Annotated in this window: 13 protein-coding genes; 4 read left to right on the forward strand and 9 right to left on the reverse strand. The window is 57.4% G+C overall.

Features of this window, described 5'->3' with window-relative positions:
- Positions 1 to 55: 55 nt before the first annotated feature.
- A complete protein-coding gene (locus RHM56_RS24265) occupies positions 56 to 514 on the forward strand; it encodes an REP-associated tyrosine transposase (protein WP_322236809.1) in 459 nt (152 codons plus the stop codon).
- A 93-nt stretch (positions 515 to 607) separates the two neighbouring features.
- On the opposite strand, the gene RHM56_RS24270 is transcribed toward RHM56_RS24265, so the two are convergent.
- The 8 genes from RHM56_RS24270 to RHM56_RS24305 all read right to left on the reverse strand — a co-directional run bounded on the left by RHM56_RS24270 (position 608) and on the right by RHM56_RS24305 (position 8724).
- Entirely contained in the window at positions 608 to 1231 is a 624-nt protein-coding gene (locus RHM56_RS24270) for a class I SAM-dependent methyltransferase (RefSeq protein WP_322236811.1), read from the reverse strand.
- Positions 1232 to 1272: 41 nt separating this feature from the next.
- The gene (locus RHM56_RS24275; protein ID WP_322236813.1) at positions 1273 to 1917 is read right to left on the reverse strand and encodes a methionine ABC transporter permease; all 645 of its coding nucleotides are present in this window, start codon (positions 1915 to 1917) and stop codon (positions 1273 to 1275) included.
- Positions 1907 to 3028 carry a methionine ABC transporter ATP-binding protein gene (locus tag RHM56_RS24280; RefSeq protein ID WP_322236815.1) on the reverse strand — a complete coding sequence of 374 codons (1122 nt, stop codon included), beginning with the start codon at positions 3026 to 3028 and terminating at the stop codon, positions 1907 to 1909. Before RHM56_RS24280 ends, RHM56_RS24275 begins: the two co-directional genes overlap by 11 nt.
- 2 nt (positions 3029 to 3030) lie before the next feature.
- On the reverse strand, positions 3031 to 3822 hold the full coding sequence (locus RHM56_RS24285) for a MetQ/NlpA family ABC transporter substrate-binding protein (RefSeq protein WP_322236817.1): 792 nt from the start codon (positions 3820 to 3822) through the stop codon (positions 3031 to 3033).
- A 109-nt stretch (positions 3823 to 3931) separates the two neighbouring features.
- Complete coding sequence (locus RHM56_RS24290; protein ID WP_322236819.1) at positions 3932 to 5287, reverse strand: LLM class flavin-dependent oxidoreductase; 1356 nt, start codon at positions 5285 to 5287, stop codon at positions 3932 to 3934.
- Entirely contained in the window at positions 5287 to 6483 is a 1197-nt protein-coding gene (locus RHM56_RS24295) for an SfnB family sulfur acquisition oxidoreductase (RefSeq protein ID WP_322236821.1), read from the reverse strand. Before RHM56_RS24295 ends, RHM56_RS24290 begins: the two co-directional genes overlap by 1 nt.
- An 11-nt stretch (positions 6484 to 6494) precedes the next feature.
- On the reverse strand, positions 6495 to 7736 hold the full coding sequence (locus RHM56_RS24300; protein ID WP_322236823.1) for an SfnB family sulfur acquisition oxidoreductase: 1242 nt from the start codon (positions 7734 to 7736) through the stop codon (positions 6495 to 6497).
- Between the two features lie 223 nt (positions 7737 to 7959).
- Positions 7960 to 8724 (reverse strand): hypothetical protein, encoded by a 765-nt coding sequence (locus RHM56_RS24305; RefSeq protein ID WP_322236825.1) that lies wholly within the window; start codon positions 8722 to 8724, stop codon positions 7960 to 7962.
- Positions 8725 to 9351: 627 nt separating this feature from the next.
- On the opposite strand from RHM56_RS24305, the gene RHM56_RS24310 reads away from it, so the two are divergent.
- The 3 genes from RHM56_RS24310 (at position 9352) to RHM56_RS24320 (ending at position 12511) form a co-directional block, all read left to right on the forward strand.
- A complete protein-coding gene (locus RHM56_RS24310) occupies positions 9352 to 10281 on the forward strand; it encodes an SdiA-regulated domain-containing protein (RefSeq protein WP_322236827.1) in 930 nt (309 codons plus the stop codon).
- A 127-nt stretch (positions 10282 to 10408) separates the two neighbouring features.
- Positions 10409 to 11317, forward strand: coding sequence for an SdiA-regulated domain-containing protein (locus RHM56_RS24315; RefSeq protein ID WP_322236829.1), 909 nt, complete (start codon positions 10409 to 10411; stop codon positions 11315 to 11317).
- Between the two features lie 126 nt (positions 11318 to 11443).
- Positions 11444 to 12511, forward strand: a complete 1068-nt coding sequence (locus RHM56_RS24320; RefSeq protein WP_322241702.1) for an IS110 family transposase — start codon at positions 11444 to 11446, stop codon at positions 12509 to 12511.
- A gap of 330 nt (positions 12512 to 12841) precedes the next feature.
- Here the strand turns inward: RHM56_RS24320 and rpiA are convergent, their stop codons facing one another.
- Positions 12842 to 13513: a ribose-5-phosphate isomerase RpiA gene (gene rpiA, locus RHM56_RS24325; RefSeq protein WP_016782772.1), complete on the reverse strand. Its 672-nt coding sequence runs from the start codon at positions 13511 to 13513 to the stop codon at positions 12842 to 12844.
- Positions 13514 to 13582 lie beyond the last annotated feature (69 nt).

Here is a 13582-nt window from a genome sequence, read left to right on the forward strand (position 1 = left end):
AGTGCTTCAACCCTCGCTGTAGGGCACTAACCTTTTTCCTTTGATATCTAAAGGAATGCCTGTGTCAGCTCATGCATGTCGGCTACGTACCGGGAGATTCTCTGAGGCTGGACGTATCTATCTAGTCACCGCGGTTGTTAGGAATCGAGAGCCGATTTTCAATGACTTTCATTTAGCTCGTTCTTTGATCAATGAGCTAAGACGAACTGATAAGGAAGGTTGGGTGAAATCACTTGCCTGGGTTGTGATGCCCGATCACTTCCATTGGTTGGTTGAGATTAAGTGCTCAAGTCTTTCAGCGGTGATGCAACGGACAAAATCACGGGCGGCCATGAGCATTGGCGTTGCACAAGGAAGGCCGCTCAAGCTTTGGCAAAAGGGCTATCACGACCGGGCAATCCGTTATGACGAAGATGTGGTTCATGCTGCCCGCTATATCGTTGCCAACCCACTGCGGGCAGGCTTGGTCAAGCGATTGGGTGACTACCCTCACTGGGATGCCATCTGGCTATAAACACACCACCACACTGTAGGAGCGAGCTTGCCTCGCGATCTTTTAAAAGATCAAAAGATCGCGAGGCAAGCTCGCTCCTACAAAAAAAGGGCGTTACTTACGCCAAACACTCACCAGCCATGGCTGCTGATCGCGGGGCAACCCAGTCGGGCGGTAGTAATGTTCCAGTTCCACAAACCCCGCCGCTGTGAGCATCGCGCGCCAATTATCCAGGTCGTGATACGCGCCATAACGTTGGCCATTCCAGCCTTCACGGTTATCCCCACGTGGGTTCGAACTCAGCAGTACGCCGCCCGGCTTCAGGCTGGCATGCAGTTCACGCAGCACGCGTTCCAGCTCCTGGGTCGGTACATGAAATAACGAGGCGTTGGCGAAGATGCCATCAAAGTGCTCGGCCGGCAGGTCAAGGTTGAGAAAGTCTTGATGCCACACTTCACAGCCGCTGTCTTCGCGGGCCATTTGGGTGAAGCGTTCGGTGCCGTCCAGCCCGATGGCGATGTGCCCCAGTCGGGTGAAGGTTTGCAGGTCACGGCCCGGCCCGCAGCCAAAATCCAGAATTGTGAACGGTGCCGCGCCTTGAATATGTCGCAGCAAGGCGTTGATGTTCTGGCTCACGTCGTGGTCGCGCGTGCCTTCGCGAAATCCTTCTGCACTCTGTTGGTAGTGCGCCAGGGTGGTGGCAGCAATCTGTTCGAGGGTGTTGGGATCGAGGGTCATCGCAGGGCTCAGTCGGCGGCAGTGTGGCCGCCGACTATACCTCAGCGCTTGTTCAGTACGCGGGCCAGGCGATCGCCGCCGAGCTGAATCACGGCGACGAGCAGCACCAGCAAGACGATGACGGTGAGCATGACTTGGGTGTCAAACCGCTGGTAGCCGTAGCGATAGGCGATGTCACCCAGGCCGCCCGCACCAATCGCACCGGCCATGGCCGAGGAGTTGATCATGGTGACGATGGTGATGGTAAAACCACCGACGATGCCCGGTAACGCTTCGGGCAAAAGAACGTGCCAGATGATGTGATGTCGCTTGCAGCCCATGGCCTGTGCGGCTTCGATCAGCCCATGGTCCACCTCGCGCAAGCTGACTTCGGCAATGCGCGCAAAGAACGGCGTGGCCGCGATGGTCAGCGGTACGACCGCCGCCCACACGCCGTAGGTGGTACCGACGATCAAGCGGGTAAACGGGATCAGCGCCACCATCAAAATCAGGAACGGGATGGAGCGAAACAGGTTCACGAACGCGCCCAAGGCTTTGTTCAGCGCGGGGGCTTCATAGATGCCGCCCTTGTCGCTGGTGACCAGTATCACCGCCAGCGGAATGCCTAGAATCAGCGCGATAAAAGACGACACGCCGACCATCAAAAAGGTGTCGATCAGGCCCTGCCATAAACGATCAAGCCCCATAGCCCAGCACCTCGACCTGTTGCGCCCATTGTTCAGCGCGCTTGCGCAATTCTTCGGCACCCAATGAGCTGCTGGTGACACTGAGCAGCAACTGCCCCAGCGCATGGCCCTGGATCTGCTCGACGCCGCCATGCAGCAACCGCACCTGGCCGCCCAAGGCGCTGAAGAGTGCGCCCAGATCGGGTTCTTGGGCCTGGCTGCCGGTAAAGCGCAGGCGCAAAATCACGCTCGATTGTGCCGATTGCGGGGCGGCGTGAATGCGGCTTTGCAGCGCCTCGGGCAAGTTGTCTTGCAGCGGTGCAAGCAAGGTTTTGCTGACCTCGTGCTGCGGGTTGCCAAACACTTGCCACACCGGACCTTGTTCGACGACCTGGCCTTGTTCGAGCACCACCACGCGGTGGCAAATGTCGCGGATCACCGCCATTTCGTGGGTGATGAGGATGATGGTCAGGCCCAGCCGCTGATTGATCTCGCGCAGCAAGCCAAGGATCGACTGCGTGGTTTCCGGGTCGAGGGCTGAGGTGGCTTCGTCGCAGAGCAAAATCGCTGGGTCATGAACCAGCGCACGAGCAATGCCCACGCGTTGTTTTTGCCCGCCGGAGAGCTGTGCCGGGTAAGCCGTGTGCTTGCCTTGCAGGCCGACCAGCTCCAGCAACTCGCGAACTTTTTGTTCGCGTTGCAGCTTGGGCACACCGGCCACCTTGAGCGGCAGTTCAACGTTCTGCCACACGGTTTTGGCCGACATCAGGTTGAAGTGCTGAAAGATCATGCCGATCTGACGGCGCAAGGCGACGAGCTTGTTTTCGTCAAACTCACCGATGTCGATTTGATCAATCAACACGCGGCCGCTGCTCGGTTGTTCCAGTCGATTGATGGTGCGGATCAGCGACGATTTACCTGCACCGCTGCGGCCGATAATGCCGAAAATTTCTCCGCGTTGAATCGCCAGATCAATGCCTTTGAGGGCATCGACCGGGCCTTGGCGACCATCATAGGTTTTGCCGACGCCAATAAAACGCACGTGGGCGTTTGTCAGCTCCGGGTGCAGATCGGTCTTGGATGCGCTGGGTGGCGGTTCATCGAGCCGCGTGTGGGCAATGGCTACGCTCATGGTCAGTTCGTCCAGCCAGGTTGGTACAGGGTGCCGTAGGTTTTATCCAGCGAGGCCTTTACCACCGGTGAGTGCTGATAAATGTCGATGAACTTGGCCAGGCGCTTGTCGTCCTTGCTCTTGGGCTGGATGACGAACTGAATCACGTATTCGGGGTGGTCGATGCCGTCGAACAGCAGCGCGGACTCTGCATCGAAGGTTTTGGCCATGCGGATGTAGGCCGGATAGCCCTGCACCAGGTCAGCATCGTCGTAGGCACGTACCAATTGCACGGCTTCGACCTGCAGGATTTTGATCTTTTTCGGGTTGGAGATGATGTCTTCTTCGGTGGCTTTGTAGCCGACGCCGGGTTTAAGCGTGATCAGCCCGGCCTTGGCCAGCAGTTGCAGGCCGCGCCCGCTGTTGATCGGGTCGTTGGCGATGGCCACGGTAGCTCCGACGGGCAGTTCATCGAGGCTTTTGTATTTTTTGGAATACAGGCCCACGTTGTTGATCACGCCCTTGGCGTAAGGCACCAGATGAAAGCCGCTGGCGGCGTTGGCGTTTTCCAGGAATGGAATGTGCTGGAAGTAGTTCACGTCGATGTCGCCGCTGGCCAGGCTGACGTTGGGAGCGATCCAGTCGGTGAACTCGATCAGCTCGACTTTCAGCCCTTGTTTCTCAGCTTCAGCCACGGCGGCTTCCAGCGGAATGGCAAAGGCGGAGGTGGTGCCGACCTTGAGGGGCTTTTCGGCGGCGAAAGTGAGGCCGCTGAACAGCCCGAGAGCCAGAACCAGTGCGTGTTTTTTGTTCATGAAATTCATCCAGTCAAAAGGGCGTAATTCGGTCTTTGTAGGAGCGAGCTTGCCTCGCGATCTTTTGATCGTTTAAAAGATCGCGAGGCAAGCTCGCTCCTACAGGGGGTTAGTGTCTAAAAGAGGCGCCGGTATGGCGCTCGGGCAAGTGCGCATCGCCTTCGGTAAACAGCTTTTGCCGCAAGCTGCCGGTGTCGTACGCCGTCTTGTAGGAGCCCCGACGTTGCAGCTCGGGGATCACCAGATCGATGAAGTCGGCATAGCTTTCAGGGGTGACGATGCGGGTCAGGTTGAAGCCGTCGAGGCCGGTCTCGGCGATCCACGATTCCAGTTCGTCAGCGACCTGTTCCGGCGAACCGACCACGGTCATGTAACGCCCGCCCAGCGCGTGCTGTTCGAGCAGCTTGCGGCGCGTCCAATCGTTGTTTTGCAGCACTTTGGTCGCGGACTGAATGGCGTTGCTTTTTACGTACTGGATCGGCTCGTCCAGTGCGTAGTCGGCAAAGTCGATGCCGGTGGAACTGGCGAAATGCGCCACCCCGGCCTCGGCGCTGGCATAGCTCAGGTATTCCTCACGCTTGGCCTGTGCCTCGGCTTCGGTCGGCGCGACGATGACGTTGAGGCCCATAAACAGTTTGATGTCGTCAGGGTTGCGGCCCGCCGCCGCAGCGCTGGCGCGGACTTTGTCGACCTGGATTTTGGTCGCGGCTTTGGTCTGCCCGCTGATGAATACGCACTCGGCGTGGCGCCCGGCAAATCGCAGTCCACGGTCCGAGCTGCCCGCTTGGAATAGCACGGGCGTGCGCTGTGGCGACGGCTCGCAGAGGTGATAGCCCTCGACCTGATAAAACTCGCCCGCGTGTTTGACCTTGTGCACTTTGTCGGGCTGGGCGTAGATGCGTTGCACCGGATCGTTGAGTACGGCACCGTTTTCCCAGCTGCCTTCCCAGAGTTTGTAGAGCACCTCCAGGTATTCGTCGGCCTGGTCGTAACGGCGGTCGTGTTCCACTTGCTCGGTCAGGCCCATGGCCTTGGCCGCGCTGTCCAGATAACCGGTCACGATGTTCCAGCCCACCCGGCCACGGGTCAGGTGGTCGAGGGTCGACATGCGGCGTGCGAATAAATACGGCGGCTCGTAGGTCAGGTTGGCGGTCAAACCAAAACCGAGGTTTTTGGTGACAGCCGCCATGGCCGAAACCAGCAACAACGGGTCGTTGACTGGCAACTGGATGGACTCTTTGAGCGGAACATCAACCGATTGTTGATAAACGTCGTAGACGCCGACGATATCGGCGATAAAAAGGCCGTCGAACAGCCCGCGTTCCAGCAACTGCGCCAGCTCAGTCCAGTATTCCAGGGTGTTGAAACGGGTCGAGGTGTCGCGTGGATGCGTCCACAGCCCGTGGTTGATATGGCCAATGCAGTTCATGTTGAAGGCATTGAGCAGGATTTTCTTTTTGCTCATCAGAGGGTCCCCCGCAGCGGTGGATTTTCACTGTTGAGGTAGTAATTGCCCACGGCGTGGTACTTCCAGCGCACCGGGTCGTGCAGGGTGTGCACGCGGGCGTTGCGCCAGTGACGATCAAGGCCGTGCTCGGCCAGGGTGGCCTGGCTGCCGGCCAGCTCAAACAGGGTGCTGCCAGCGGCCAGCGACACTTCTGTGCTAATGGCGCGCGCTTCGGCCACGGCAATTGAAGCTGCCGCCACGGTGCTGGCGTTGGTGTTGGCCTGGGCGGTATCGAGAAACTCGCCGCTGCGGTCCAGCAAGGCTTCAGCGGCATGCAAGCGCACGCTCAGGCGGCCGAACGTGTTGAGGGTCAATGGGTCTTCGCTGGCGATGTCAGAAGTGGCGTCGATCCAGGGCCGGGTTTTGGTGCGTACAAAGTGCAGGGCGTCTTCATACGCTGCGCGGGCGATACCGGTGTCGATGGCCGCGTGCAGAATCTGCGCCAGCGGGCCGACCGGCGTCGGGCGTTCGAAAGCGCTTTGAAACGGGATCACGTCGTCGGTGGCGACAAACACGTTGTCGAACACCACAGAGCCGCTGCCGGTGGTGCGCTGGCCAAAGCCGCTCCAGTCGTCGATCACCTTTAAACCTTCACTGTCGCTGCGTACAAAGGCCAGGTGTTGCACGCCGTGGTCATCCACCACCGAAGTAGGAATGCGTTGCGCGTACAGCGCGCCGGTGGCGTAGAACTTGCGGCCGTTGATGCGATAGCCGTGTTCCGCCTTGGCCAGATGCGTGGTGCGGTCGTGGGCGGTTTTGGTGCCCAGTTCGGCCAACGCATTACCAAAGCGTTGCCCGGCCAGGACTTCGGCGTAGAGCCGTTGTTTTTGCGATTCGCTGCCGTTCACGCGCAGCACTTCGAGGGCGTAAAAATGGTTCTGCGGGATTTGTCCCAGCGAACTGTCGGCGGCCGAGATAAGGGCCACGACTTGCGCAAGGGTGACGTTGGACACGGCGGCGCCGCCATACGCCTTGGGCACTGTAATGCCCCACAGGCCGGTGTGGGAAAACAGCTCCAGCTCATCGAAAGGCAGGCGTCGTTCGCGGTCACGCAAGACGCTGTCACGCTTGAAATGGGCGGCAAGTTCACGCGCTACGCTCAGGGCCTCGGCATCGCTGTGGATAACCGGGACCTGTTTGGATGTCAGTGACATGGGTGTCTCCGTTAGATCCAGGAATGTCGGGCAGGCAACGTGCCGTTGAGGCGGTAGGCGCCGATGGCGTGGTATTTCCAGCGCACGGGGTCGTGCAGGGTGTGCACGCGCGCGTTGCGCCAATGCCGGTCCAGGTTGAACTCGGCAAGGGTGGCGCGACTGCCCGCCAGCTCGAAGAGTTTTTCACTGGCCAGTAATGACAGCTCAGTGCTCAAGGCTTTGGCTTCGGCCACGGCAATCGAGGCGCGGGCAGCGGCCTGTGCATCGATCGGCGCTGCGCTGACCTCGTCAAGCACGCGACCGGCTTTGCGCAGCAGCGCTTCGGCGGCGTGCAACTCGATCTGCAACTTGCCGATGTCAGCGATCACGTAGGGGTCATCGCTGTTGCGTTCGACCTTGGCATCAACCCACGGGCGCGAGCGTTCGCGCACAAAGCTGAGGGTGTCGGCGATGGCGCCGCGTGCAATGCCCAGGTCGATGGCGGCCTGAATCAGTTGCGACACCGAGCCCTGAATGTTCGGTATTTCAGCCAAGCGCCAGTTGTCGATGACCAGCTCGGCTTCAATCGGTACGTTGTTCAGCAAGACCGTGCCACTGGCTGTGGTGCGCTGGCCGAAACCGGACCAGTCATCGACCACCCGCAGGCCTGGTGTGCCGCGACGGACAAAGGCCATGACTTGCTTGCCGTCATCGTTGAGCGCCTTGACGGCGATCCAGTGCGCGAATAGCGCCCCGGTGGAGTAAAACTTTTGGCCGTTGATCACGAAGTCATCGCCATCGGCGGTGATGCGGGCTTTCAGATCGAGGGTGTTTTTAGTGCCGCGCTCCGGGCCCGCGTTACCAATGCGCCAGCCTTGCAGCACGCTGGTGAACAAATGTTCTTTTTGCGCCGGGGTCGCGATGCTTTCAATCAGGTTGAGAAGGCCCACCTGATTTTGCGGAATTTGCCCCAGCGCCGGGTCGGCTGCCGAGATGATCGCAAAGACTTCAGCCAAGGTGACGTAAGACACCTGCGGCCCGCCAAATGCGCGAGCAATAGAAATACTGCCCAAGCCACTGCGGGTAAAGGCTTCGACCAGTGACCACGGCAGTTTGCGTTGCTGATCGCGCTTGGCGGCATGTTCACGGGCGGCGTTGGCCAGTTCGTGGGCGGCTTGAAGGGCTTCGTTGTCAGTGCGCAGGACGTGCGCTGCTAGCAACAGGGGCGCGACATCGAGGTCGCTTTGCAGTTGTGCATTCGCCAAGAGGGACATTAGTTGTGCTCCTTGACTGCACGCAATGCCCTGGCGATCTGCACAAGGGTAATTGTGTTGCTGGCCATACCTACCTCGCGTCTCGTTGTTTGGAGCGCCGCTGAGCGGCGCGAGTTAAAGCAAGAGAGTCCGGTGGTCCGGTGCATATACCCTAATCGAGTATAAAAATTATAAAAACTACATTTTTGGAATATGGATAGACGATTCACGCTGGCCTCAGCGATCAGTTTCGCCAGTTAGGACGCGGCTCTGCGGCGAATAGCACCTCACGCGGGGCGGTGTTGATATAGCGTTTGTTGGCGCCCACCTTGAGTGTTCGGGCCGGTGCCCAGCGAGAGTTGTTGCCGACGCGGTCAATTACGCAGTAAGTGACCTCCAGTTTTGGGTCCTCGCCGGCTTCCTGAATAATCTCGGGGGGCACGAAGACGCTGACAGGTTTGTTGACGTCGACCTGACGCAGTTTTGGCAGATCCAGGCGCACATCGCCCCAGAGCAAGGTAATTTCGTCTTCGCTGGCCATGTTGCGGTAGGGCTCGATGGTCACAGGCACACCGCGTTTAATCTGGCTCGGGTTAACCCCGTAACGCTGGATCGGGTCGGGAATCATCAGTGGCGCAAGCCCCTGGTTTTCCTCACCGATGGCTTCGCCTCCGGGGCAATCAAGTTTGACCAGCACTTTAAGTTGGACCGAAAGCGCAGGGCTGCTGCCAATGTGCATCACCCTGTAATAAAGACGGGCCGTTCCATTTTGAATGAAACTTTCGGGCACTCTCAATGAAATGGGTTGGCCAATGTTTGCTCGGGTTAGTTGTTGTGAAGATACATAGCAGCCGTCCCAAAATAGTTCGATTAAATCGCCTTCTTCCATATTTATATAGGGTGCGACAGTGACGAATAGTTGTTCGGCTGCACGTGCACAAATAGTGTGCTTATTAGATTGGGCCAGCGTGGGGGCTGCTAACTTATGAGTGTGCAAGGTAAAAGGCATGGGTTAAATTCCTTTCTAACTTTGAGGCGCCACAGAGCACAGTGGCGCGGCTGCTTTGGGTTCCAGCGCTGAGTGAAACGGGTGCTCGTGTGGCTTGGGTAATGGGTTTGAAAATCCGTATGCAGCCTGTTCGGGTGATAAATGACTGTGTTGGGTGCAGGTTGGAACAGTGTTTTTTATTAGATAAGAGTCTTGGCTCATCAGTGTCAAGGCGGGATGTAGCAAATGTTAGTGTATTCGGCTTAATCAGAAAGTTCCTACTGGCAAGACGTTTAATAGTGCTGCCTCAGGGGACGTTTAGACAGGGGGAGACGGACTTGAAGTTATAAAGTGCCGAGTGTGAGGGGGCGTGTTTTATGTGGCTGTGCTTGGGAAGTTTGGCGTGTAAGAGTGTGTGGGAAAATATGGCTGTTGATAAATATAGATTAATCCTACACATGTTTTTTATAGTTTCAGGGTGAACATTGAGACGAAAAAATAGGGAAGGCTAAGTCCTTCCTGCTAGGGGAGGGGGCTGGTGTTAGCAATTATTTCACACACAATCTGCATAATAACGTCGCGCGAGGCAGTCGGTTTTGCCCGCTTTGTGCTATTAGACCTAGCAAAATTTCTTGGATGATCCTGCCCATGGCTACAGACCCTCAGCTGACCCCTCCCGCGCGTCGACCTTCTCGCTTTGGCCGTTGGTATTACTGGCTATTGGTGCTGGCTGCGCTGCTCTATGGGCTGGCGTCAATCATGCACTGGGATGACCGTGGGGCACTGTGGGTGCTGGAGCAGTTTGAGAGCCCGATGGAGCAGAATGAAAGCGTGTGGTTGCCTGACTATACGGCGGTCATTGATGCCAAGCCGTTGCCGGGGATGGAGAAGGACGAAGCGTCGGATCTTGCCTACAACCCCTTGAGCAATACGTTGTTCTCCGTGATGGGCAAAAATCCGTTTCTGGTGGAGTTGACCCTCGACGGCGACGTGCTGCGCAAAATCCCGCTGGTGGGCTGGAGCAACCCGGAAGGTTTGACGGTGATGGAGAATGGCCTGCTGGCGATTGTCGATGAGCGCAAACACATGCTGAGCATCATCAAAGTCGAGCCTGACACTAAAAGCCTGAACGTTGATGACTTCCCGAAGTACGACCTTGGGCCTTCCAAAAACCAGAACAAAGCCTTCGAAGCCATCGCCTGGGACCCGCGTCGCCAGCAGTTGTTGTTGGGTGAAGAGCGCCCACCGGCCATGTTTGTGTGGAAAAGCGATGGCAGCCAGGTGCTCATCGGGGACAAGCAAAAAGTGCCCAGCGATGAGCTCGATCTGCGTAATTTGTCGGGATTGAGCATGGACCCGCGCACCGGCCACACGCTGGTGCTGTCTGCGGACTCGCACCTGCTGCTCGAACTCGATGAGCTGGGTGAGCAAGTCAGCTTCATGACCTTGCTTCGTGGGTTCAATGGTCTGAAAAACACCATTCCTCGGGCCGAAGGCGTGGCGATTGATAACAACGGCACCCTGTACATGGTGAGCGAGCCCAACTTGTTCTACCGTTTCGAGAAGAAGGCCAAGTAAAGACAGGGCGGGGCCCTGTAGGAGCGCTGCCAGGCTCCCACAAGCAACATACCGTGCATCCAGAATTAAGCTTGAGTTCATGCAGTCGTGGTATTCCAACCGCCTGATTTGTTTAGAGCCCGAGCCAATGCGCCGTGTTAATCGTTCTACCTTCCTTTTTATGAGCGTGTTGCTTGCGGCCTTGATCGCCGCAGGCTTCGCTGCGCAGCATTACCGTTTGTTCGAACGCACCTGGTTCAACCTCAGCCAGCTATGGCAGCCCGCGCACCCTGACAGCATCAATCTGGGTGAGTACCGCGCCGTGCTGCAAGGCCAGGCAATCGATGGCCTTGAAGACAATGTTTCTGCGCTGACCTTCGACCCATTGCGCAAAACCCTGTTTACCGTGACTAACAAAAAAACCGAATTGGTCGAGTTGTCGCTCGATGGGCGGATCGTTCGGCGTATACCGTTGGTCGGGTTTGGTGATGCCGAGGCCATTGAGTTCATTGGCGAGAACACTTATGTGATCACCGATGAATCTCAGCAGCGCTTGATCAAAGTGACGATCGATGACAACACCCGCGTACTGAATGCCGCCGATGCCGAGCAATTGACACTTGGGATCAACCCGCTGGGCAATAAGGGGTTTGAAGGCCTGGCCTACGACTCGGTTGGCAAGCGTTTGTTTGTGGCCAAAGAGCGTGATCCGATGCTGATATATGAGGTGCGCGGTTTTCCTCATGACAACCCGCGACAACCTTATGCCACTCACGTGGTGACCAACCCGAGGCGTGATGCGCGGTTGTTTGTACGTGACTTGTCGAGCTTGCAGTTTGACGAACGCAGCGGGCACTTACTGGCGCTGTCGGATGAGTCGAAGTTGCTGCTGGAGCTGGATATAAACGGGCGCCCGATCAGCACGTTGTCGCTGAGAAAGGGCCGTCATGGTCTGGAAAAATCAGTGCCGCAAGCAGAAGGCGTCGCCATGGACGACGAGGGGACGGTGTATGTGGTGAGTGAGCCGAACCTGTTTTACGTGTTCAAGAAACCTTGAATCAACACCGTGTAATTACATGGACTCGCCCAAGCCGAGGCGTCTGTGCGCCACGGTGGCATTCTATTAGAAGCCAACGACAGCGAGGGCGAGTCCATGAAAAAGAATACGACGACCAATCAGTCCATGCCAACCGATGTTTCGAAATGCACCGTCATCGCCGTAGACCTGGCTAAAAGGGTCTTCCAGGTGGCTGGCCAGGATGCCTTTGGCCTAACGGTGTATGAGGAGCGCATCAATTCACGTGAGGCCTTTCATGCATTTCTTCGGAAATTGCCAACAAGCGTAACCGTGTTGGTGGAGACAGGTCCGGGGGCTCAGGCATGGGCGCAATTGCTGAAAACCCAAGGCAATCCTGTCCGGATATTGCCAGCCCAGCATGTCGCCAATCACCGCAGCGGACCCAAGAACGATCGCAACGATGCACTGGCTATCTTGCGCGCAGGGCGAGATATCAATATCTCGTCGGTACCGGTCAAGAGTGCTGCTGCCTTGGCCATGCAAGCTCTTCATCGTGTCCGGCAAGGTTACGTGCGCCGTCGCACAGCAATGAGTAATCAGATGCGCGGCCTGTTGCTAGAGCATGGTCTTGCCATGGCGCAGGGCGAAGCAGCAATCAGCCAGGTTATCCCCCGGATTCTGGAGGATGCCAGCCAACCATTGCCTGACCTGTTACGCGAATTGATAGATGAGTTACTGGGCGAATGGAGTCAGTTGGGCGAGCGCATCAATGTACTGACCGGTCGACTGGAAACAGCGGCAAAAAATGACGAAACAGCCAAACGGCTGATGACCGTACGCGGTATCGGCCCAATTATTTCTACAGCAGTGATCGCTAAACAAACCGAACCTGAGCGCTTTGCCAACGCGCGGCAGTTCGCTGCTTACTTCGGCTTGGTGCCCAAGCAGCACAGCAGCGGCGAGAAAGTCCGATTGGGCAAGATGAGCAAGCATGGCGATGCCTACTTGCGAAGCTTGGCGATTCAGGGCGCTCACGCGGTGTTGAGACAGGTACGCACTGATTCAGAGGATCCAGATGACCGGCGCTTGCAACGCTGGGTCTCAAAGTTGGGTCGCAAAGAGGCGGCCGTTCGGTTAGCCAACCGAAACTTGCGCATCATCTGGGTGCTGTTACAAAACGACCAAACGTATCGCCGCCAAGTGAGCAACGGCCAAGAGGCAGCGATGAGTTAAGGATCTAAAGAGTTCTGCCACCGGGGTGTAAACCGCTCCAACCCATGCTTAAGAACATTGATCACAGGTCAGACCGTCGCGAATTTATGCCTGCGCTCCTACCGGCCCTTGAGGCCTAACTGTAATTGGCATATCGCGAGCTCATAAAATGTTGGCCAGAAGCCGATTATGGCTTCCCAAAATAGGCCTTATACATAGATGCAGCCGGGTATCAGTGGGAAAAAGCGGGTTGACAGTGGGGGCGAGTCCATACATAGGAGCGAGCTTGTCTCGCGATCTTTTGATCTTTAAAAGATCGCGAGGCAAGTTCGCTCCTACCCGTTTTACGGGTTACTTGCTCAGGGTTTTCACGCCTTCAGGTGTGCCCAGCAATAGCAGGTCGGCCGGACGGGCAGCGAACAAGCCGTTGGTCACGACACCGACGATGGCGTTGATTTGACGCTCCAGCTCCACCGGGTTGGTGATCTGCATGTTGAACACGTCGATGATGATGTTGCCGTTATCAGTCACCACGCCTTCACGGTAGACCGGGTCGCCGCCCAGTTTGACCAACTCGCGGGCCACGTGGCTGCGGGCCATCGGGATCACTTCAACCGGCAGCGGGAACGCGCCCAGTACCGGCACCAGCTTGCTGGCGTCGGCGATGCAGATAAAGGTTTTAGCCACGGCCGCGACGATTTTTTCGCGGGTCAGGGCTGCGCCGCCGCCTTTGATCAAGTTCAGGTTCTCGTCGCTCTCATCGGCGCCGTCCACGTAGAACTCCAGGTCGCTGACAGTGTTCAGCTCATACACCGGAATGCCGTGGCCTTTCAGGCGAGCGGCGGTGGCTTCGGAGCTGGCCACGGCGCCGTCGAATGCGCCCTTGTGCAAGGCCAGTGCGTCGATGAAGCAGTTGGCCGTGGAGCCGGTGCCGACCCCAACGATGCTCTTGTCATCCAGTTTTGGAAGGATGAAGTCGACAGCTGCCTGGGCAACGGCCTGTTTGAGTTGATCCTGGGTCATGCGGGCTCCGGGGCGGGAAGGGTAAACAGAAGGGCGTGGAGTATAACTAAAACCTTTGGATTCGTATGG

The organism is Pseudomonas sp. CCC3.1 (assembly GCF_034347405.1).
GTDB lineage: Bacteria > Pseudomonadota > Gammaproteobacteria > Pseudomonadales > Pseudomonadaceae > Aquipseudomonas.

What these genes read in the sequence shown, in the direction of transcription:
- RHM56_RS24265 (WP_322236809.1), top strand. Translation starts at nt 56, where the DNA reads ATGCCTGTGTCAGCTCATGCATGTCGGCTACGTACCGGGAGATTCTCT.
- RHM56_RS24270 (WP_322236811.1), bottom strand. Translation starts at nt 1,231, where the DNA reads ATGACCCTCGATCCCAACACCCTCGAACAGATTGCTGCCACCACCCTG.
- RHM56_RS24275 (WP_322236813.1), bottom strand. Translation starts at nt 1,917, where the DNA reads ATGGGGCTTGATCGTTTATGGCAGGGCCTGATCGACACCTTTTTGATG.
- RHM56_RS24280 (WP_322236815.1), bottom strand. Translation starts at nt 3,028, where the DNA reads ATGAGCGTAGCCATTGCCCACACGCGGCTCGATGAACCGCCACCCAGC.
- RHM56_RS24285 (WP_322236817.1), bottom strand. Translation starts at nt 3,822, where the DNA reads ATGAACAAAAAACACGCACTGGTTCTGGCTCTCGGGCTGTTCAGCGGC.
- RHM56_RS24290 (WP_322236819.1), bottom strand. Translation starts at nt 5,287, where the DNA reads ATGAGCAAAAAGAAAATCCTGCTCAATGCCTTCAACATGAACTGCATT.
- RHM56_RS24295 (WP_322236821.1), bottom strand. Translation starts at nt 6,483, where the DNA reads ATGTCACTGACATCCAAACAGGTCCCGGTTATCCACAGCGATGCCGAG.
- RHM56_RS24300 (WP_322236823.1), bottom strand. Translation starts at nt 7,736, where the DNA reads ATGTCCCTCTTGGCGAATGCACAACTGCAAAGCGACCTCGATGTCGCG.
- RHM56_RS24305 (WP_322236825.1), bottom strand. Translation starts at nt 8,724, where the DNA reads ATGCCTTTTACCTTGCACACTCATAAGTTAGCAGCCCCCACGCTGGCC.
- RHM56_RS24310 (WP_322236827.1), top strand. Translation starts at nt 9,352, where the DNA reads ATGGCTACAGACCCTCAGCTGACCCCTCCCGCGCGTCGACCTTCTCGC.
- RHM56_RS24315 (WP_322236829.1), top strand. Translation starts at nt 10,409, where the DNA reads ATGCGCCGTGTTAATCGTTCTACCTTCCTTTTTATGAGCGTGTTGCTT.
- RHM56_RS24320 (WP_322241702.1), top strand. Translation starts at nt 11,444, where the DNA reads ATGCCAACCGATGTTTCGAAATGCACCGTCATCGCCGTAGACCTGGCT.
- rpiA (WP_016782772.1), bottom strand. Translation starts at nt 13,513, where the DNA reads ATGACCCAGGATCAACTCAAACAGGCCGTTGCCCAGGCAGCTGTCGAC.